Here is a 20,674-nt window from a genome sequence, read left to right as displayed (position 1 = left end):
CGGTTTGGACAGCTCGCTATACGTCTACGTCGAGGACGTGCGGGGTGAGGGCCTTGAGGCGGTCCTCGACCGGGTCACCGGGTACGGCGTGGCGGGCGTGACCGTCGCCGCCGCCTATCACCGCGCTCGCGACGTCACCCCGCACGGCCGCCCCCGGGTGACCGTGCGTGACGACGGCGTCCACTTCCTTCCGCCGGCCGACCTGTTCGACGGGCTCCGCCTCGTCCCGCCTGTGCAGGCGGGTGCCGAGGAGGAGCCCCTGACCGCGTTGCGTCTGGCCACCGCGGAGCGGGGCCTGAAGCTGCACGGCTGGACCGTCTTCCTGGAGAACACCACACTCGGCCTGGCCAACCCCGACGTCACCGTGCGCAACTGCTTCGGTGACCGGGGTTCGCCCGCCGAGCTGTGCCCCTCCAACCCCGACGTGCGCCGCTACGCGGTGGCGCTCGGCAGGGCCGTGGCCAGGCAGGGGGTGGACAGTGTGGTCGCCGAGGCGCTGCACTTCGGCACCTTCGGCTGTGGCTACCACAACGACCGCTGCTTCGTGCCGCTCGGGCCGATGGACGTCTTCCTTCTGGGCCTGTGCTTCTGCGACTTCTGCATCCGCCGCGCCGCGGACCTCGGTGTCAACGCGGAGGTCGCCAGGGAGGAGTGCGCCAGGATCGTGGGCGGTGTCCTCGACGGCGACCCGCCCGCGCAGGGCGAGGTGACCAGGGCGGCGCTGACCGCCTACGCGGGGCCCGAGGTCGTCTCCTACGCGCGGGCCCGCTCCGAGGTGGTGACCTCACTGGTCTCCGAGGTCTCCGCCGCGGTCACCGCGGAGGGCACCAGGTTCGTCTTCCTCGACGCGACCGGCGCGGCGAAGGGCTACATGGACGGTCTCCCCCCTTCCGGGCTGTCCGCGCACGACTCCTGGCAGCTCGGCGTCGACCTGGTCGCCCTGGGTGACCTGGTCCCCTCGCTCGGAGTGCTCGCCTACGCCCGCGACGCCGAGCGCGTCGCCGACGACCTGGTGGCCTACCGTCGTTCCACGGGCAAGGAGCTGCGGGCGGTGCTCCGGCCCGGAATGCCGGACACCGACTCGGCGGAACGGCTGGCCGCCAAGGTCAGGGCCGCCAAGGTCGCCGGGGCGGACGCGGTCGACTTCTACGCCTACGGGCTCATGCCGTACCCCATCCTCGACCGCATCCCCGGGGCCCTGTCCGGCTGACCGTTCACGGCACTGTCACGGTACTGTCACGCCGGTCGGTGGCGGGGGATCACCAGGGCGGGCACCAGGGCCACGGCGATGATCACCAGAGTCCAGGTGAAGCCACCGGTGAAGGCGGCGGTGCCGTACGAACGGGTCAGCGCCTGCAGGACGACCGCGGTCACGGCGGCGCCGAGCGCGCTGCCCACCCTGATCACGATCTGCGAGGCGGTCGCGGCACCCGGAACGGCCGCCCTGGGCAGGGTGCGGTAGGCCGAGGCCATGATCGACGGGGTGACGAGACCGTGCCCGAGGCCGATCACGAAGAGCGCGGCGACCGACGGGCCGATCACGGCGCAGGCGAGGGTCCCGGCGAGCACGGTCACGATGCCCGCCACCCCGGGCAGCCGGGCGCCGAGCCGGTCGGTGAGCCGTCCGGCCAGCGGCATGGTGACGATCGCGCCCACGCCCATCGGGGCGATCAGGAGGCCCGCGTCCAGCACGCCCGTTCCCGGGACGCTCTGCGAGTACAGCGGCACCAGCAGCAGCACACCGAAGACCCCGACGGAGTAGAAGAACAGGGACGCCGCGGAGGTGGTCAGCCCTCTGTCGCGGAAGAGACCCACGTCGATCAGGGCGCCGGTGCCCCGGCGCAGCGAGTGCGTGACGAAGACCGCGACGAGCGCGGCGCCGAGGCCGAGTCCCAGGACCGCCCGCGTACCGCCCCCCGCCTCGCCGAACTGTGACAGTCCGTAGACCAGCGCGGCCAGCCCGGGGGACAGCAGCACCAAGCCGAGCAGGTCCAGCCGCCCGGCGTCGCGCTCCCGGTCACCGGGCAGCAGCCGTACGGCCAGCAGCAACGCGACCACGCACACCGGGACGTTGACGTAGAACATCCACCGCCAGCTCAGGTGGTCGACGAGCACCCCGCCGAGCAGCGGCCCGAGTACCGGCGCGAGCATCGACGGGACCGAGATCACGGCCATCACCCGGCCCAGCCGTTCGGGGCCCGCGGCGCGGGCGAGCAGGGTCTGCGCGATCGGCATGAGCAGCCCGCCGCCGATCCCCTGGAGCACGCGGAAGGCGATCAGGGCGCCCACGGACCAGGCGGCCCCGCACAGGACCGATCCGGCTCCGAAGATCGCGAGCGAGGCGATCCAGGTCGTCTTGGCGCCGAAGCGCCCGATGGCCCATCCGGTCACCGGGATCGTCATGGACAGGGCGAGCACATAGCCGGTGACCGTCCACTGGACGGTGCTGAGCGGGACACGCAGGTCACGGCCGAGAACGTCGATCGCGACGTTGACGATGGTCGCGTCCAGCATGGTCATGATCGTGCCGAGCACCACGGTGATGGAGACGGCGCGCAGCGCGGGGTCGGATCGGGCTTGGGTGACGGTCATCCAGATCACCATTCCGTACAGTGTATCGGTTTTACGTACACTGTAGCACTCCTGCGCTACGCCGTACACTCTTCGGATGGGAACCGAACAGGCGCAGGGGCCGGTCTGGGCACGTGAGACGGCCGGGCGCCGTCCGAAACTGACCCGCGAGGCGATCGTGAGGACCGCGATCGAGGTCGCCGACGCCGAAGGGCTCGACGCCGTCTCCATCCGCAGGATCGCCACCGAGCTCGGGGCGCGGGCGATGAGCCTCTACACCCATATCGAGCGCAAGGAGGACCTGCTCGACCTCATGGCCGACGAGACGAACGCGGAGATCCTGGTCGAGGGGGAACTGCCCGACGACTGGCGCGAGGCGATCTCGGCCGTCGTACGGCGCACGCGGGAGACGATCCGGCGCCATCCCTGGCTGGTCGATCTTGTCGCCAGCCGTCCCCAGGTCGGCCCGAACGGCCTGCGGCACGGGGAACAGTCACTGGCCGCGCTCTCCGGACTGCCGATCCCGCCCGAGCAGAAGTGGCGGATCATCGCCGCGGTCGACGACTACGCGCTGGGGTTCGTGATCAGGGAGACGCTGCGGGGGGAGGGGCGCAGCGGATACACCTGGACACCGCAGGAGCGTGAGGCCCTCATGCGGCCATACCTACGTGAGCTTCTCGAAAGCGGCGAGTTCCCCAATCTCGCGCCACTGGTGAACGAGATCGCCTCCGGCCCCGCCGACCCCTCCGCGGCGGACGAGGACTTCGAGCAAGGCCTGCGCTGGATGCTGGACGGCATCGCCGGGGACCTCGGCCTCTAGCGCACTCCGTCAAGGACGACGGACACCGCCTGGGTGGCGAAGTCGTCGTCGAGAGGGAGGCCGCGGAAGATCGTCCGAATCCACACCGCGCCCCCGAGCAGATCCACGATCAGCAGCGGATCGGCCGTCTCCGGAAGCTCGCCACGCCGCCGGGCACGGTCGAAGACCGCCTCCTCCCTGGCGAACCGGTCGGTGAAGAACCGCCGGACCGCCGTGGCCAGCTCGGGATGGTTCACGGCCGCGCCCAGCGTCGCCACCGCCACGTCCGAGCTGGGGGAGGTGGTCAGGAGTGTGGCCATCCCTCGCACCAGCTCCTCCAGGTCTCCCCTGAGGGTGCCGGTGTCCGGAGGGTCGAACAGGAGCAGGTCGGCCTGGGTCAGCGCGGCGGCGAGCAGGGCAGCCTTGGAGGGCCACCAGCGGTAGATGGTGGTCTTGTTGACTCCGGACCGCTCGGCCACCCCCTCGATGGTCAGTCCCTCGTATCCCCTCACGGTGAGCAGTTCGAGCGTCGCCTGGAAGATCTGCTGCTCCTTGCGCGGTGCCATGCGCCAACCATAGCAACGCAACGGTGCGTTGTGTTTCAATGGGGTTGTTCGTCCGACATGTCTGGAGATCTCCCATGCGGCCAATCGTCTTCCTGCACGGCATCCGGGTCAGCGCGACCATGTGGGACCCCGTCATCGACCACCTCGACCGCCCCGCGAAGGCCGTCGACCTGCCGGGCCACGGCACCCGCGCGGGAGAGCCGTTCTCCATGGACGACGCGGTCTCCGCGGTGTCCGCCGCGATCGACGCACTCGGCGGCAGAGCCGTCGTGGCGGGCCTGTCCCTGGGCGGCTACGTCGGCATGGCGACCGCCGAGCGCTTCCCCGACAAGGTCGCGGGCCTGGTGGCCATGGGCTGCACGTCCCGCAGCCAGTCGATGCTCGGGGTCTACCGGTTCGCCGCCAGGCTCGCCGCGAGGAACCCCGCCCGGGCCAACCGGATCAGCGAGTACGGCTTCCGCCGCTTCCTGCCCGCCCCCTCAGCCGCCGCGATGGTCGCCGGGGGGCTGTCGTGCGAGGTGCTGCCCCAGGTGGTCGAGGCCGTCGCCGCGCACGATCAGCTCACCGCACTGGCCGCGTACCCCGGCCGTGTGTGGCTGGTGAACGGCTCCCGCGACCCGTTCAGAGCCGACGAGCGCGACTTCCTGCGTGCCTGCCGGAACGGCAGGCTTATTCTGATCCCCGGGCGTGGCCACCTGGGTGTGCTGGCGGCTCCAGGCTCCCTGGCCCGCCTCGTCGACGACCTGTGCTCCCAGGTCGAGCCGTGCTCCCCGGTGGGTCCGGGCGGCTGGTCCGAGCCGGGTTGTGCCTCCGGCCCGGATGGTTTCCCGGGCTGAGCCGATCCCTCAGGCCGTGCGTCCGCTTCCTGATCGGGCGTCTGGTCGTGTGTCGGGTTTCCCGGATCGAGGGCCTGGTTTCTCTGGTCGCGTGTTCGGTTTCTCAGATGGACGTCCGGCCTCTCAGGCTGTGTGTTTGGTTTCCCGGTTGAGGGTTCGGTTTCAGATGGACGTCCGGCCTCTCAGGCGGAGCCTGATCTCTCAGACCGAGCGTCCGGCGAGCGCCGTCGCGACCCCCAGGCCCAGGTAGACCACTCCGCTGAGGCGCCCGACCGTGTTCGAACGGCCACGCAGCCTGGAGCCGAGCATTCCCGCCCCCAGTGCGTAGACCATGTCCGAGACCATGCCGAGGAGCAGGAGGGTGACACCCAGGACCACAACCTGCAACGGGACCGACCCCGCCTCGGGGTGCACGAACTGTGGAAGGAAGGCCAGGAAGAACAGGATCACCTTGGGATTGAGCAGGTTGACCACCATGCCCTCCAGGAAGATCGCGCGAAGCGGCTGGGGCCGGGCCTCGTAGGAGGCCTCCTCGTGCCTGCGGACCAACGCCCTGAGCCCGAGATAGGCCAGGTAGGCCACCCCGGCCCACTTGATCACGTTGAAGAGCGTTGCGGACCTGGCGATCACATAGGACAGTCCCGCGGCCGCGGCGGCGATGTGCACCAGCGTGCCCGTCCCGACGCCGAACACGCTCGCGATCCCGCCGGACCTGCCCTGGGCGATGCTCCGGGCGGCGATGTACAGGTGGTTCGGCCCCGGAATCAGGACGAGCGCCGAGGATGCGACCACGAAGACCAGGAACGTGGACATCGAGACCATGCCCCAACCATAAGAGCGTTTCGGTCCTATGGAACGGGCCATCAACTTTGTCGACGCACGGTGGCATACTCACCAGGTGGGACAGAGAGCTTCGAACGGTGTTCTGGGCGCCACTTCGGGCACCGCTTCGAGCGGAGTCCTGATCGGACGGTCGTCCGAGCTGGGCAGGCTCGCCGCGCTGCTCCGCGCGGCCTCCGAGGGCCTCGCGGGTGTCGCCCTGGTCGGCGGTGACGCGGGCATCGGCAAGACACGTCTCGTCACGGAGCTCGCCGAGCAGGCCAGGCGGGACGGCTTCGCCGTACTGGTCGGTCAGTGCGCCGAACTGGGTGACGCGCTGCCGTACCTCCCGCTGGCCGACGCCCTGCGCGGGGCCCCAGCCGAGCTGCGCACGGAGATCGACGCCCGTCCCGTCCTGGGGAGGCTGCTGCCGGGAGGCACCGACCCGGGCACCGAGAGCGCCTCCGGCCTCACCCAGCAGCGGCTGTTCGGGTCGATGCTCGGCTTCCTGGCCGTACGGCCCATGCTGCTGGTGCTCGAAGACCTGCACTGGGCCGACCGTTCGACCCGTGACCTGCTGGTCTTCCTCAGCCGGATGCTGCAGACCGAACGTGTGCTGCTGGTCGGCACCTACCGGACCGACGACCTGCATCGACGCCACCCACTGCGCCGGGTCCTCGCCGAGCTCAGACTCCTGCCCTCGGTGACCTCCGTCGAACTGACCCCGCTCGACCGGGCCGAGATGGCCGACTATCTCGCGGTCCTCGGCGGTACCGACGCCCGGGTCATGGACGAGGTCGCCGAACGAGCCGAGGGCAACCCGTTCTACGGCGCCGAGCTGCTCGAAGCCGTGACCGAGGGCTCCTCGATGACCGACGACCTCGCGGGCCTGTTGCTGTCCAGGGCCGAAGTGCTCTCCGACGAGGCCCAGCGGGTGCTGCGCGGCGCCGCCGTCGCGGGAAGGCGGGTCGACCACGACCTCCTCCAGGAGGCCTCCGGCCTGCCTGACCTGGCCTTCGACGAGGCCATGCGGGAGATCGTCTCGCGTGGGCTGCTCCGCCCCGACGGCGAGTACGGCTACGCCTTCCGGCACGCCCTGCTCCAGGAGGCCGTCTACACCGACCTGCTGCCCGGCGAGCGGATCAGACTGCACTCCGAGTTCGCCCGCCTGCTCACGGCCCGTCAGGGAGCGGCGGCCGAACTCGCCTACCACTACCTCGCGGGCCACGACCTCGCCGAAGGCCTGTCTGCGTCGGTGGAGGCGGGACGCAGGGCCGAACGTCTGGGCGCCCCCGCGGAGGCCCACCGCCACTTCGAGCAGGCGCTCAGCCTGTGGGACCGCGTCCCGGACGCCGAACAGCGCGCCGGGACCGATCGCGTACGGCTCACACTGCGCACCGCCGCCGTCGCGGCCGACATGGGCGACAACCACCGGGCCATAGCCCAGTTGCGTTCTCTCACCCCCTCGGCGGAGATCTACGAGCGGCTCGCCTACTACCTCTACGACTCCGACGACGTCGAGGGCGCGGTCGCCGCCGCCAGGGCGGCCGTCGATGCGGCACCTCCGGACAGCCCTGACCTGGCCAGGGCACTGGCCACGCTCTCCCGCACACTCGCCTGGCCACCACGACCGGCCGAGGTCAAGGTGCTGGCCGAACGCGCGCTCGGGGTGGCCAGGGCCACCGGGACGAGCGACGCCGAGAAGGGAGCGATCCTCGTTCTCGCCCTCTGCGCCGAATACGAGGGGGACGTCGAAGAAGCCGAGAAGCTGCTCGACTCCGTCGTCCTGCGAGACTCCGGCGACCTGGCCATGGACCTGCGCGCCCTGTTCCACCACGCCCGGACGCGATACGAGCGCGGATTCATGGCGAGTGCGGCCGAGACAGCCGAGCGTGGTGTACGGCTGGCCGAACGCACCGGACTGTCGTGGAGCACCTACGGCACCGACCTGCGGTTCCTGTGGCTGCTGGTCCACTACTCGTCAGGAGAGTGGACCCGCGCCGCGGAGATGGCCGCCGGGTTCGGCGCCAGGGTCGGCAGGGTCGCCGAAGCCGTGCTGTCCTCCTTCGCGTTGTTCGTGGAGGTCGCCTCGGGGGCGCCTCAGGTTGAGCAGCGTCTCGCCTGGCTCAGGCCGTTCTGGTCCGACCCCCTTGTCGCTTACATGTCACGCGGCCTGGCCGCCGAGCACGCCCTCTGGCAGGGCGACCCCGAGCTCGCCCTGGAGCATGCCACCGCTGTACTGGACACGATCTACCCCGCTGACCTCGGGGTGATCCGTATCAGCGCCGTCGCGCTGTGGGCACTGGCCGACCTTGGCCGCACCGAAGGGGCCGACGAACTGCTCGCCCGCGCCCGTGGTGCGGTCAGGGCAGGGATGGGCACCGAGGGACACGGATGGATGGCACGCGCCGAGGCCGAGTGGCACCGCGCGAACGGCCGTTTCGACGTCCAGGCCTGGCGTCGGGTCGTCGAGATCTTCGACCCCGCCTTTGTCTACGAGACCGCACGCGCGCGGTGGCGGCTGGCCGAGGCGTTGCTTGCCTCAGGAGATCGCGCCGCCGCGCTTGAGGAGTGGCGACTCGCTGTCGAGACCGCAGACTCCCTGGGTGCCAAACCTCTGGCCAAGGCTCTGGCCGAACTGGGACAACGCGCCAGGTTCGTCACCGCCCAGCAGAGCCTGCTCACCAGCCGCGAACAGGAGGTGCTGGCCCTGGTCGCCGAGGGCCTGCCCAACCGCGAGATCGGCGAACGGCTGTTCATCGCCCAGAAGACCGTGAGTGTGCACGTCTCCAACATTCTTGGCAAACTCGGTGTCTCCTCTCGAACGCATGCCGCCGCTCTCGCGCGTAAGCGGGGCCTTCTCTGAGGTCTGTCCTTGGTTTTCCTGTAGTGATATCACCCGACGGGAACAGGGATTCGAGGGTTTTGATGGGCTTCGATAGGTGGGCCCGCCTTTGTTGTGAACCTGTCTTGTTGTAGACACGGCGCAGGATTCAGTGGCGACTCGCATTCAGCAGGGTAGGCGGGCCGTTTCACCACGTGGCAGGCGTAGGAGCCGGAGGTGATCGTGACCTGGGCCGATCCGCCGTCTCCCAGGCCTGTGCGGTCGCCGGCCAGGATGATCCAGCCCAGCGCCGGGGAGATCTCGTGTCGGGTCCCGTCGGAGCAGGTGTAGCCGCCGTCCGCGTGTGCGGCGGGAATCGTCGTCAGAGGTCCTGTGAGAACGGCGATCGCGGTGACAAGAAGAGCACGCCCGAACCGGATATCGCGGTGATTTCCGGAGCTCATGTGCGACTTCTTCATCTCATTGAAAGGGAACGTTCTCATCCGGGAGGCGTTCCGCCCGGAGAATACGCCATGGATGGAGTGGGTCAAGAGAGCCCGTGGCGTCTTCGAGTCTTTTCCTGAGGTGTTCGCTTACTTGGATTCGGCGCCGAGGTTCTGGAACGCGGAGTTTTCAAAGGAGCGGCATCGAGGTTTTCGAGTTCGACGCCGAAGATGATCTTCGGTCGGGAGACTGAGGCTTCTGAGTGAACGGCGGGTTCTTGGGGCGTTCCCGGGCAGGCGTCTGTCTGGAGTCCGGAGGCATGTGATCTTGCTCGGCGTGCTGGGCGGCCGTTATCGGTCGTGCCGCCCGGCTGGGACGGCCACGACAGGCAGGCTTGTGCCGTTCGGGGAGCGGGTTCAGCCGTTGTGGGCGGCCAGGGCCAGGTCGCGGACGACCTGAATGAGCTCGGACGGGTCGAACGGCTTGGTGAGATAGGCGTCGACACCGATCCCCAGCCCACGCCGCTTGTCGTCCTCCTGCGCCCGTGCGGTGATCAGCACCACCTTGATGTGGCTCGTCTCCTCGTCGCCGCGCAGCCTTGTCGCCGTCATCCAGCCGTCGAGCCTGGGCATCATGACGTCGAGCGTGATGACATCGGGCCGCACGTCCAGCACCCGATCGAGGCAGTCCTGCCCATCGGAGGCCGTCTCGACCTGGAACCCCTCCAAGGTGAGATTGACCGCGATGAGCTGTCGGATGACCTCGTCGTCATCCACCACCAACACTTTTCCCAGAGGCTCGCCCACGGCCGTGAGGCTAACTCCTCGAAGAGGTGTCCCGCGCGGTTTTCGATGGATGTGTACACAGAGCTGTTCATGGGCGACAGGTTCCCGCAGGCGGAGACCGGCCAGGAAGACGTTTTTCGTCAGGTTTCCCACCTCCAGGATGGCTGTCACCGTCGTGCGCTCCACGGATGGCGTCGATCATCGGGGTTCTCCCTCGGGTGGTCGTTCGGGGCGCTGCGTCGTACGGGGCGTCGGAGAACATCTTCAGCCCGGAGGTGCGCGGAAGCGGTTACCGAACGCGGTTCTGTGGATAACTTGAGTTATCCACAGAACCGCGTTCGGTCGCTTGGCGACCCCGCCGTTTCTTTGATCCTGGGCCTCGACCGTTCACCGACCCCAGGAGGCCACACATGATCACGACCCTTGTCACCGTCACCGTCCTTGTGGCTGCACTCGTGGTCACCCCCCGGATATCCGTGACCCGACCCTGTCGTGAGGCCGCCGACAGCTGGACGAGGCGGCTCATCATGGGCGGTCCGCCAGGCCTCCTTGAGGGCCTGTCCGGGGGCGAACAGGACGCCTGCCATGCGGAGACGGCCGGAGCCGTGCCTCCACCAGGAGCGGCCGCCTTGACACCGGAGCCCGCTACGAGCAGCGACACCCCGCAGGAGGCCTCCGCAGGGCCGGCCGGGTCCGATACGTCCATCCGCGGGCAGGCCGCTCACCCCATGGCCCCCATGAAAGCGAATCCTCCGTCCACGGATCCCGGACCTCATGCCCGGAGTCCGGTCGGCTCCCCGCCTGCCCCACCTTCCCTGAGGGCTTCGGACGGGCTCGCTGGCGCCGACGAGACGAGCGACGCCGCAGAAAAGGGCGGTCAGGTCGGCGACAGGACAGGTCACCATGCCGACGAGAACGGCATGGCCAGGGGAGGCGGTGAGATCGCCGAGATGGCGAGCCCGGAGCCAAGCGGTCTTGAACCGCGCGGATCCGGGACGACCACAGGTCGTAGCGAGGCGGCCGGCAGGATCGCCTTGCGATGGTCGAGCCGTTTATCCCCGGCGAGGACGGCTGTCGCGTTGTCCCCTGGCCGGATGGCCGTGACCGCGGCCTTACGCCAGATCGGCAGGCCCTACGTCTGGGGAGGTGGTTCGAGCACAGGGCCGACCCGCGGCGGCTTCGACTGCTCGGGGCTCACCTTGCACGCCTGGGCGAGGGCGGGGGTCCGGCTCACCCACTACACCGGCAGTCAGTTCAGGCAGGGCAGGAGGGTGCCGTTCTCCCGCCTTCGCCCCGGAGACCTGGTCTTCTTCGGGGGAGGCAGTGGAGATCCCGCCCATGTGGGGCTCTATGTCGGTGGTGGCCGCATGATTCACGCCCCACGACGTGGTGACGTCGTCAAGACAACGAGCTTCGCCACCTCGCCCTACTACCGTGCCCGTTACCGGGGCGCCGTTCGCCCCGCAGGCTGACCTCACCCCAGAGCGATCTTCTCCCCGGCCTGTTCGATCTCCACCCCGGTTCCAAGCCGCCCACCCAGGGCTTCCCGCCTGTCTGCCCTCTAGATCACCCGCTTCGGGTTTCGAGTGTCGGTTCCCTCCAGGATGCTGGTAGCCTATTCACTCGTTGGCCCCCTTAGCTCAGGGGATAGAGCACCGGCCTCCGGAGCCGGGAGCGCAAGTTCGAATCTTGCAGGGGGCACCAACTCCTCATCGGCGATCTGTTCGCTGAGAAGGGGAACGGCACAGCAACGGGCGGGTCTCCAGTCTTACGGAGCCTCGCCCGTTCTCATTGACGTCCACCAGTTGTGGACCCAGACCTCACCAGGTGAGTACGGGGTCACCCCTCCCGGAGGGCCTTCCTCAAGGACGCGGTGGCCGCGCGACCCGAACTCCCCATGGAGATGAGATGAGATCGCAGTATCCGGTGCGCGCCGTCCTGTTCGATCTGGAAGGGACGCTGTACGCCAACGGGAAGATGATTCCCGGTGCCGTCGCCGCCCTGACCGAGCTACGGGAACAGGGGCTCGCGCTCCGGTTCCTGACCAACACCGACTCCGAGCCCGCTGGGCGGACTCTCGCCCGGCTGGCCGGTTACGGTCTCCCGATCGGCCAGGAGGAGTTGTTCACCCCGGTGGTGGCCGCCGAGTCCCTGGTGGCGGCCACTCCAAACGCCCGGGTGTACGCGGTGGTCTCGCAGGCCCTGCGGGAGTCCTTCCCCTGCCTCGTCGACGAGCCGCCCTTCACCCACGTACTGGTGGGCGACTGCCGGGACACGTTGAGCTACCCCCTGCTAGACGGGGCCTTCCGTGCTCTGCGCTCCGGCGCGGCGCTACTGGCTCTGCAACGCGGACGCTATTTCAAGCGGGCGGACGGCGACCATCTGGACACCGGGGCGGTCGTGGCGGGGCTGGAGTACGCGGCGGGTGTCCAGGCCCGTGTGCTCGGTAAGCCGTCCACCGACTTCTTCGCCCTCGCCGCCGCGACGCTCGGCGTCGAGGTCACGGAGTGTCTGGTCGTCGGAGACGACGCGACCACCGACGTCGCCGGAGGGAACGCCGCAGGTGCGAGGACCGTCCAGGTGCGCACGGGCAAGTACGCCGACCAGCGGGCGGACGGCCTTGCCGGGGGAGCCGACCACACGATCGATTCGGTCACCGGGCTTCCCGGGCTCCTCCGGGAGTTCCCCGAGGGATGACCATGACCGTCTACCGGATGGCCTGGGACGCCACGGCCCAGTGACTCGTGGACCGGGAGGGCACACCCGCCGGGGCACGGCGGTTGCGTTCCCGCGGCCAGGCCGCTGACCGGAGACCTTGGGCGACGAGGAGGGTGACGAGGAACGCGCAGCGCGCTCGTATACGACGGGTGTGGGGGCCCTGAGGTGGAGGAGGACGGTACATGACCAGCGTGGGAGCCCCTGGACAGGCGGAGACGCGTAGCGCGCTGGACGCCCAGCGCTTTCGTCGGTCCGACGAGGAGACCGCCGTGGGGAGAGCCGTGGGGAGAGCCGTCCCGGACCCGAGGTTCGAGACGGCCCACATGGTCGGCGAGGTCGGCGGCGCGTCGAACGCGTGATCCGTACGCCTGGACCGTCCGCTCCGACTGGAGAGGTCACGAGCACGTTCGACGAGCGGGGCGCGACGGGCTCTCACCCGGAGGCGGGCAGGTGTTTCGCCAGGATGGGGGAGATCTCGGACAGGGCTTCGGGCTTGACGATGGAGGTGTGGTCGCAGGTCACGGTGTGGACGGTCAGGGCGGGCAGGAAGGGGCGCCAGGTGTCCGAGGCGTGGATGTCCTGGAGGGAGGCGTCGAAGCAGAGGGTGGGGCCGGTGAAGGGCACAGGGGAGTGCGCGGCCATCGCGTGGGTGTTCTCCCCGGTGATCGACACCAGGTCGTCGATCACGGCCTCGTCCAGGGCGGCGAGTGGGCTTCCCGCCTGTCGCAGCGCCTCCCGTCGCGAGTCCCTGGGTGCGGTGACACCGTCCAGGGCGGTACGGACGACCTCCTCCTCAAGGGTCTCTTCAACGACCTCGGCGGGGGCCTCATCAGAGGCCTTCGCGAGGGACTCCTTGTGAGAACCCTCAAAGGCCTGGTCCGGGGTTCTCGCCCCGAATCCGCGGGACGCGCGTCCTCTGACGTCACCGGGATAGGCGTCCAGCAGGACGAGCAGCGCGACCTGCTCACCCGTGGCGGTCAGGTCGACGGCGATCTGCTGGGCGACCGTACCCCCGAAGGACCAGCCCACCAGGACGTACGGCCCGGCAGGCTGGATCTCGCGCATCCGCTCGGCGTAGACGGCCGCCAGCTCGGGCACCGACATCGGGCGCACCGGGCCGACGGCGAGGCGGGGGTCCTGAAGGGCGTGCACCGGATGCCCCCGGGGGATGTGCCTGGGCAGCGCCGAATAGCACCACCCGAGTCCGTTCGCCGCGGGGATCAGGAAGATCGGGCACAGCTCACCACGGGGGCGGTAGGACAGGACGGCGGGTACGGCACCGCTCTCCTCGCCGAGGCGTTCCGCGAGTCCCGTGACGGTCGGGTCGGCGAACAGCGCGGAGACGCCGACCTCGGCGCCGAGCACGGAACGGACGCGGCTGACGAGGCGGACGGCGAGCAGGGAGTGTCCGCCCAGGTCGAAGAAGTTGTCGCGCACGCCGACCTCGGGCACCCCGAGCACCTCGGCGAACAGTTCACGCAGGACCGCCTCACGAGGGTTGCCCGCGGAACCGCCCGACGACGCCCGCCGTACGGGAGCCGGGAGGGCGTGCCGGTCCAGCTTCCCGTTCGCGGTCACCGGGAACGCCTCAAGCGCGACCACCGCGGACGGCACCATGTATTCCGGCAGCAACCCGGCCACGTGCTCACGACACCACTCGGCGTCCGCCACGCCCAGGCCTCCGGTGCCGGTCGTGGCCGCGTTCGGCCGGGGCGGTTGGCCTTCAGGTGCGATGCCCGGTTGTTCCGGGGCCAGGCCGGCGTCGATCAGGGTGGTGTCCGTCGGGCTGCGGTGCCCGGACAGGGGCCCGGCCGGCACGCCGTCCGGTGCGGTCTCCTGCGGTTCGTGGCCCGGGGGCGTGCCGGAGGGGGAATTCACGACGTAGCCGACCAGGTGTTTCTCGCCGGGGGTGTCCTCCCTGACGACCACCACGGCCTGTCTGACGCCGGGGACGCTCGCCAGCGCGGCCTCGACCTCGCCGGGTTCGACGCGGAAGCCACGGATCTTCACCTGGTCGTCGGCACGTCCGAGGAAGAACAGACGCCCCTGCTCGTCCCAGCGGACGACGTCGCCGGTGCGGTACATCCGTTCTCCGGCCTCGCCGAACGGGCAGGCGACGAACCGCGCCGAGGTCAGGCCGGGACGCCCGACGTATCCGCGGGCCAGCCCGACCCCGGCGAGGTACAGCTCACCCGGCACGTGGGGCGGCACCGGGCGCAGGGCGTCGTCCAGCACGTAGGCGCGGGTGTTGGCCATCGGACGTCCGATGGGGACGGTCGTCCCCGGCCCGTCCCCGGCCCGCCAGCGCGACCAGGTGGCGCACAGGGTGATCTCGGTGGGGCCGTACAGCGTCCGCACGGTCGTCTCGGGGCAGGCGTCGAGCACCGAGGCCACGGCCTGGGGAGAGACGACGTCTCCGCCGGTGAGAACCTCACGGACACCGGTGAGACAGTCGGCGAGGTCCTCGGCGACGACCCGGAACAGTCCTGCGGTGAGGTGCACGTGGGACACACCGTGCTCACGGATCAGCCGTTCGAGCACCGGGGCGTCGAGGTCGCCGGGCGGCGCGACGACCACGGTGCCCCCGGTGAGCAGCGGCACCCAGATCTCGTAGGTGGAGGCGTCGAAGGCGTGCGGGGCGTGGAACAGCACCCGGTCCTGCGGGCCGACCTCCCACATCGGGTCGAGGGCGAGGTCCACGACGCCCTGGTGGGTCACGCCGATGCCCTTCGGTTCACCGGTCGAGCCGGAGGTGTACATGACGTAGGCGAGGTCCTCAGGCCGTGCCTCGTCAAGGCCGCTCTCCGAGAGGCTCGCGGGGAAAGGAGAGAGGCCGCCGTCCGGGTGCACCGTCAGTGTCCGCAAGCCCGTGGTGAGTTCGTGCGCGCCGTACACCTGGTCGGTCAGCAGCACCGGGCTGCCGCTCTCCTCGACGACGGCCCGCATCCTGGCCACCGGATAGGCGGTGTGGACCGGCAGGTAGGCCGCCCCGGTCCGCAGTACGGCCAGTAGTGCGACGACCAGTCCCGCGGAACGCTCCATCAGCACCGGCACCGTCGTGCCGGTGCCGACCCCGGCCGTGACCAGCGCCGCGGCCAGGCGTCCCGCGCGTTCGTCCAGTTCGTCATAGGTGAGCTGGGTACGGCCGGCGACGACGGCTGGCGCGTCGGGGGTCGCGGTGGCGCGTTCGCCGAACACCTCGACGACCGAGGCGGTGCGGCGGGGCGCGGCGGTGTCGTCCCAGCCGGTCAGGATCAGTTCGCGTTCCCGGGAGGACAGCACCTCCAGGGCGCTCAGCCGGGTCTCGGGCTCCGTGACGATCTGACGCAGGACACGGACGAACCGTTCGGCCATCGTGGCGACCGTCGGCTCGTCGAACAGGGCACTCGCGTAGGTGATCGTGAGCTCGACGTCCCGGCCCCGCCGTTCGAAGGCGAAGTCCAGGTCGAACTTGGCCCCCTGGGCGACCGCGGTGCCCGGCAGGCAGCGCGCTCCCGGCAGGTCGAGGGTGAGGACGCCGCTGTCGGCCCAGGACAGCGCCACCTGGAACAGCGGGTGACGGGCGGGGGAGCGGTTCGGGTTGAGGGCCTCGACGACGTGGTCGAACGGGACGTCCTGGTCGGCGTAGGCGGCCAGGTCCGCCTCCCTGACCCGGTCGAGCAGTTCGGTGAACGCCGGGTCGCCCGAGGTGCCGACGCGGAGCACCAGGGTGTTGACGAAGAATCCGATCAGGTCGTCGAGCGCCTCGTCGCCGCGTCCGGCGACGACCGTGCCCAGCGGGATGTCGGTGCCCGCGCCGAGACGGGTCAGCAGACCCGCCAGCGCGGCGTGGACCACCATGAAGACCGTGGCGTGACGACGCCGGGCGAGTTCGTGCAGTCCTCGGACGAGTTCGGCGTCGATCGGGACGAGCACGCGTCCGCACCGGTGGTCGGCCCGGGGAGGGCGGGGCCGGTCGGTGGGCAGCGTCAGCTCCTCCGGCAGGCCGTGCAGTCTCTCCACCCAGTGGTGCGAGCCGCCTTCCGTCCGGTGGGAGACGGCTCGGTCATGCACTCCGCCCTCCGCCAGGTGCCGTGGGGCCTGCTCCACGAGGGAGGCGGCCTCGCCCTCCACCCTGCGACTCGGGCCTTGCCCGGCGAGCGCTTCGTGCTGCCAGAGGGCGTAGTCGGCGTACTGCACCGGTAGCGGTTCCCAGCCGGGTGCCTGCCCGGTCAGCCGCGCCGCGTACGCGTGTGACAGGTCGGCCCCCAGCCGGTCGATCGACCAGCCGTCGCCCGCGATGTGGTGCAGCACCAGCACGAGCACGCACTCGCCGGGCTCCGACCTGATCACCTCGGCGTACAGCGGCGAGTCCGTCGTGAGGTCGAACACGTGGGCACACGCCCTGGCCACCGCCGCCGCGCGTTCGGCGGGCGGGCACCCGGTGAGCACCACCTCGGTCCTGGGCTCGGGCAGGATCCGCTGTACGGGCTCGCCCCCCTCCTCGGCGAAGACCGTCCGCAGGCTCTCGTGCCTGAGCGCGACGTCCCGCAGCGCGGCGGCCAGCGTCGCCGGGTCGAGCGTGCCGTGGACCACGGTGGCGACCGGCATGTTGTAGGTGGGGCTCGGTCCCGCGAGCCGGTCGAGGAACCACAGACGCCGCTGCCCCGGTGAGGCGGGCACCGTCATGGGACGGGGGGAGACCGCCGTGACGGCGGGCCGTTCCCGTCCGCCGAGACGGCCGAGCAGCCCTCTCGGTGTCGGCGCCTGGAAGAGGGCGCGCACACCGACCGAGGCGCCGAGCGCCGTACGGACCCGTTTGACCAGCCGGGTGGCCAGCAGCGACTGCCCGCCCAGGCTGAAGAAGTTGTCCTCGGGACCGACGTCCGTCACCCCCAGCACCTCGGCGAACAGCCCGCACATGATCTCCTCCCGGGGACCACGGGGACCACGGGGACCACAAGGATCGCCTGAGCCACGCGGGCCGTGGAGAACATGCGAATCATGGAAGCCATGGGCGTCACGAGGCTCGTCGAGTTCGCGAGAGCCGTGAGAGTCCTGTGGGCCACGGGAGTCACGCGGAGCGCCGAGGTCGTGGGGCCGCGCCGTACCGGGGGTGTCGTGCATCGGTGCCCTTCTCGTCTCAGGTCGGTCAGCCGGGTACGGCGGCGCGCATCCGGTCGAGCATCTCGTCGAGTACCGCGGGTGAGGTGGCGAAGTTCAGCCGGGCGAACCCCCTGCCCTCCGGGCCGAAGTCCGGACCCCTGAAGAGCATGACCCTGGCCCGTTCGAGGAAGAACGCCGACGGGTCGTCGCCGAGGCCCAGGGCGCGGCAGTCGAGCCAGGCGAGGTAGGTGGCCTCGGGAAGCCGGTAGACCACTCCCTCGGGCAGCCGTTCCGCGACCCGCAGCCGGTTGCGCGCCAGCAGGTCCCGCACGGTCTTCAGCCAGGGGTCCCCTTCGGTCCACGCGGCCCTGAGCGCGTCCACCCCGAGGGCGCTCACCTGGCCGAACAGGATGCCGCGGTGCGCGTCCACGGCGTCGCGGACCTCCTTGGCGCCGATGTGCGCGACGGCGCAGCGGACCCCGGCCAGGTTGAAGGCCTTGCTGCCCGAGGTGATCGTCACCGTGCGCGCCGCGGCCTCCTCGGAGACCGCGGCGAACGGGATGTGCCGGTATCCGTCGTAGGCCAGCTCGGCGTGGGCCTCGTCGGAGATCACCAGCAGGTCGTGTTCGACGGCGAGCGCGGCCAGGGCCTCAAGCTCGTCGCGCCGGAAGACACGTCCGGTCGGGTTGTGCGGGTTCACCAGGAACAGCGCGCGGCACGGGGTCCCGTGACGGCCACTGACCTCCTCGGAGATCCGGTCGAGGTCGAGGTCCCAGTCACCGGCGCGCCAGCGGATCGGCACGGGCCTCGGCGGGCGGCCCAGCTTGGTCAGCATCTCGGTGAACGGGGGACAGACCGGGGAGTGCAGCGCGACCGGGTCACCGGGTGAGGTGCCGAAGTGCAGCGCGACCTGCATCGCCTGGTTGATGTCGGTGAACAGCCTGACGTGCGCGGGGTCGGCGGCGAAACCGAACCGGCCGAGCATGCGCCCGGCGAACGCCTCTCCCAGCGGCCCGCCGCGCGACTCGTCGTACCACGCGGGGTAGCCGAGGTCGGTGTCGATCCGCTCGACCAGGGCGCGCCGTACGGCGGGCGAGATGGGGAAGTCCATGTCCGCGACCCACGCGGGCAGCACCCCGGCCGGGGCGGACGCCCATTTCTCCCCGTCACGCAGGGAGAGAGTGGCGAGGTCGAGGGCGTCCAGGGTCATCGATGTGTCACCTAGCCTGTCGGGGGTCCTGTTCGAGCGGCACCGGCGCGCTGTCGTTACGGATGGCGCCCCAGCGTCTTTCCGTCTCGTTGTGGATGTACCAGAGGTCGTCCTCCGTCAGTGTGACGGACACGACGCCGGGAAAGGCCTCCTCGAAATAGATGTACGGCTTGCGGTTGTCGACCCACGGGGAGTGGTAGTCGAGCTTGTCGGTCATGCCGTGGATGCGGGTGATCGGGGTGGCCGGGTGGTAGGTCAGGATGTTCGGGCTGGCGAGGTCGATGATCCTTTCGTCGATCAGCTCGCTCACCCCCGTGATCGTCTCGTCGATGCTGGCGCGGGTCTCCCCGTCGAGGCCGAACAGGACGGACGTGCCGACCCGCAGGCCGTGTGACTTCACCAGTGACGTCGCCTCGCGCACCTTCTGCGCCCAGTCGCGTCCCTCGACGCGGCGGAGGTTCTTGTGGATGCGGTCCATCACCTGCGTGGACATGCTCTCGATGCCGATGTAGACGTAGGTGCATCCCGCCTCGCGCATCAGGTCGAGGATCGTCGCGCTCTCCTCGGGCCTGTGCAGGCCGACCAGCACGTCCACGGTCAGCTGCGCGCCCCACTGCAGGCGGCGCAGGCGGGCCAGGCCGTCCTCGCCGCCGAGCGAGCGCAGCAGGCCCTCGTCCAGCTCCCCGGCGGCGGCGCGGCGGACGCCGCCGAGCTCGGCGCAGAACTCGGCGATGTCCCGGAAGGTGCCGCTCCAGAAGACCGAGTCGTCGAAGAACAAGGCCTCGGCGCCGTATCCAACATATTCGCACACGCGTTCGACTCCGGCGTGTGTCTGGCCGAACTTCTTCAGGCCGCCCGCGAGTTTGGCCGTCTCCGAGCAGAAGTTGCACTGGTAGGGGCAGGCGTTGGACACCATCATGTGCGCGGTCCGCTGGATCTCTCCGGTCGCGCCGTCGGTGAAGATCGGGAACCGGGACCGGATCGCGAACGCCTCGTACGGCGAGGGCAGCGTGGTCAGGTCGAGCCTGGGCCCTTCCTGGGGGTAGGCGTGCACGGCGTCCTGGCCGGTCAGCGTGATCAGGGAGCGCCCCGGGGCAGGGCCGTCCCGTCGCAGCAGGTCCTCAAGGCGGGGGCGGACGGCCGAAGGGGCGACCCACCCGGTGTCCAGGTCGACGGAGAGCGCGACGGCGCGCATCAGCAGGTCGAGCGAGTGGTAGGCCTCGCCGGAGACGGTCGCGTCGACCACGTGCGGCACCCTGCCGTCGTCCATGACCGCGAGCGTGCTGCTCGGCGCGATCATGAGCGTGTCGGCGCCGGGGACGCAGGTGGTCGTCTCGTCGACGTGCCGCCCGCCCAGGATCACGTAGACACCGGGTATCTCGGCCTTGGCCAGCCCCGCGATGTCCAGGGCGTAGCGGTGGGCCGGTGAGACGCTGCTGATCAGCACGATCCTCGGCCGGGTCTCGCGCAGCAGGCCGATCCAGCGCTCCCGTGCCGCCCGGTCCCAGACACGCGGGTCGAAGACGGTCTCGTCGGTGTTCGGCGAGTCGGTGTACGGCCGGTAGCCGTCCTCGCCGACCGACATGCGGTAGGAGAGGTCGGGAAACCGGGTCCACCCCGGAGCCAGGTCGTTGTAGTGCCCGGCGTCCCGTACGGCGTTGCGCACCGCGACCGAGAGGGCCGCGTACAGGCACATCGGGTCGCCGGGGTAGGTGATCTCGCCCTCCGCCTGCGTCATGACGGGCGCGAGCACGGCCAGCACCGGGAAGTTCCGGTGCGGAAGACGCCCGAGCGCGAGGTCCTCGGAGAGGCGCTTTCTGCGCGCGGAAAGAAGTTCCTCGAACCCGGAGGAAACGGTTCCCCCGGGGAATCGGTGAACGTGAATGTCATTCAGCAATGCAGTTCCTTTTCCCTTTGTGTTCGCGGCCGGTATGCGTACGCCGAGGGATGGATAAATCACTCCCCGTGTGATCCTGCATAGCTTTTGTATGAGTTATCTGCCACGTTACTTTCGACC

14 protein-coding genes and 1 tRNA gene are annotated in these 20,674 nt (G+C 70.1%); 8 read left to right on the top strand and 7 right to left on the bottom strand.

Annotation, left to right across the window (positions count from 1 at the left end; genetic code table 11):
- Positions 1-4 precede the first annotated feature (4 nt).
- Positions 5-1,210 (top strand): hypothetical protein, encoded by a 1,206-nt coding sequence (locus ABZ470_RS04845; RefSeq protein WP_362772264.1) that lies wholly within the window; start codon positions 5-7, stop codon positions 1,208-1,210.
- A gap of 26 nt (positions 1,211-1,236) precedes the next feature.
- On the opposite strand, the gene ABZ470_RS04840 is transcribed toward ABZ470_RS04845, so the two are convergent.
- Positions 1,237-2,592 (bottom strand): DHA2 family efflux MFS transporter permease subunit, encoded by a 1,356-nt coding sequence (locus tag ABZ470_RS04840; protein WP_362909989.1) that lies wholly within the window; start codon positions 2,590-2,592, stop codon positions 1,237-1,239.
- A 76-nt stretch (positions 2,593-2,668) separates the two neighbouring features.
- Here ABZ470_RS04840 and ABZ470_RS04835 point away from each other — a divergent pair, with 76 nt between their 5' ends.
- On the top strand, positions 2,669-3,391 hold the full coding sequence (locus ABZ470_RS04835) for a TetR/AcrR family transcriptional regulator (protein ID WP_362909987.1): 723 nt from the start codon (positions 2,669-2,671) through the stop codon (positions 3,389-3,391).
- On the opposite strand, the gene ABZ470_RS04830 is transcribed toward ABZ470_RS04835, so the two are convergent.
- Complete coding sequence (locus tag ABZ470_RS04830; RefSeq protein ID WP_352009766.1) at positions 3,388-3,936, bottom strand: TetR/AcrR family transcriptional regulator; 549 nt, start codon at positions 3,934-3,936, stop codon at positions 3,388-3,390. The genes ABZ470_RS04835 and ABZ470_RS04830 overlap by 4 nt on opposite strands.
- A 74-nt stretch (positions 3,937-4,010) precedes the next feature.
- Here ABZ470_RS04830 and ABZ470_RS04825 point away from each other — a divergent pair, with 74 nt between their 5' ends.
- Positions 4,011-4,772: an alpha/beta hydrolase gene (locus ABZ470_RS04825; RefSeq protein WP_362909985.1), complete on the top strand. Its 762-nt coding sequence runs from the start codon at positions 4,011-4,013 to the stop codon at positions 4,770-4,772.
- Between the two features lie 201 nt (positions 4,773-4,973).
- On the opposite strand, the gene ABZ470_RS04820 is transcribed toward ABZ470_RS04825, so the two are convergent.
- Positions 4,974-5,594 carry a LysE family translocator gene (locus tag ABZ470_RS04820; protein ID WP_362909983.1) on the bottom strand — a complete coding sequence of 207 codons (621 nt, stop codon included), beginning with the start codon at positions 5,592-5,594 and terminating at the stop codon, positions 4,974-4,976.
- Positions 5,595-5,670: 76 nt separating this feature from the next.
- Between ABZ470_RS04820 and ABZ470_RS04815 the strand changes: the two genes are divergently transcribed.
- Positions 5,671-8,457, top strand: coding sequence for an AAA family ATPase (locus ABZ470_RS04815; RefSeq protein ID WP_362909981.1), 2,787 nt, complete (start codon positions 5,671-5,673; stop codon positions 8,455-8,457).
- Positions 8,458-9,275: 818 nt separating this feature from the next.
- On the opposite strand, the gene ABZ470_RS04810 is transcribed toward ABZ470_RS04815, so the two are convergent.
- Positions 9,276-9,644 carry a response regulator gene (locus ABZ470_RS04810; protein ID WP_184713476.1) on the bottom strand — a complete coding sequence of 123 codons (369 nt, stop codon included), beginning with the start codon at positions 9,642-9,644 and terminating at the stop codon, positions 9,276-9,278.
- 1,094 nt (positions 9,645-10,738) lie between these two features.
- Here ABZ470_RS04810 and ABZ470_RS04805 point away from each other — a divergent pair.
- From ABZ470_RS04805 to ABZ470_RS04790, 4 genes are all read left to right on the top strand, one after another.
- A complete protein-coding gene (locus ABZ470_RS04805) occupies positions 10,739-11,116 on the top strand; it encodes a C40 family peptidase (RefSeq protein ID WP_352009761.1) in 378 nt (125 codons plus the stop codon).
- Between the two features lie 157 nt (positions 11,117-11,273).
- Positions 11,274-11,348 (top strand) — tRNA-Arg (locus tag ABZ470_RS04800).
- Between the two features lie 204 nt (positions 11,349-11,552).
- The gene (locus tag ABZ470_RS04795; RefSeq protein WP_362909978.1) at positions 11,553-12,341 is read left to right on the top strand and encodes an HAD hydrolase-like protein; all 789 of its coding nucleotides are present in this window, start codon (positions 11,553-11,555) and stop codon (positions 12,339-12,341) included.
- Between the two features lie 203 nt (positions 12,342-12,544).
- Positions 12,545-12,721, top strand: a complete 177-nt coding sequence (locus ABZ470_RS04790; RefSeq protein ID WP_362909976.1) for a hypothetical protein — start codon at positions 12,545-12,547, stop codon at positions 12,719-12,721.
- A gap of 73 nt (positions 12,722-12,794) precedes the next feature.
- Here ABZ470_RS04790 and ABZ470_RS04785 read toward each other — a convergent pair whose 3' ends face one another.
- The 3 genes from ABZ470_RS04785 to ABZ470_RS04775 all read right to left on the bottom strand — a co-directional run bounded on the left by ABZ470_RS04785 (position 12,795) and on the right by ABZ470_RS04775 (position 20,554).
- Positions 12,795-17,264: an amino acid adenylation domain-containing protein gene (locus tag ABZ470_RS04785; protein WP_362909974.1), complete on the bottom strand. Its 4,470-nt coding sequence runs from the start codon at positions 17,262-17,264 to the stop codon at positions 12,795-12,797.
- A 229-nt stretch (positions 17,265-17,493) separates the two neighbouring features.
- Positions 17,494-18,657: an aminotransferase class I/II-fold pyridoxal phosphate-dependent enzyme gene (locus ABZ470_RS04780; protein WP_362909972.1), complete on the bottom strand. Its 1,164-nt coding sequence runs from the start codon at positions 18,655-18,657 to the stop codon at positions 17,494-17,496.
- A gap of 7 nt (positions 18,658-18,664) precedes the next feature.
- A complete protein-coding gene (locus tag ABZ470_RS04775; protein WP_362909970.1) occupies positions 18,665-20,554 on the bottom strand; it encodes a radical SAM protein in 1,890 nt (629 codons plus the stop codon).
- Between the last annotated feature and the right edge of the window lie 120 nt (positions 20,555-20,674).

Origin of the sequence: Streptosporangium sp. NPDC020072 (assembly GCF_040631445.1) — a bacterium.
In the GTDB taxonomy this organism is placed as follows: domain Bacteria; phylum Actinomycetota; class Actinomycetes; order Streptosporangiales; family Streptosporangiaceae; genus Streptosporangium.
This window is presented reverse-complemented; position numbering and strand designations above follow the sequence as displayed.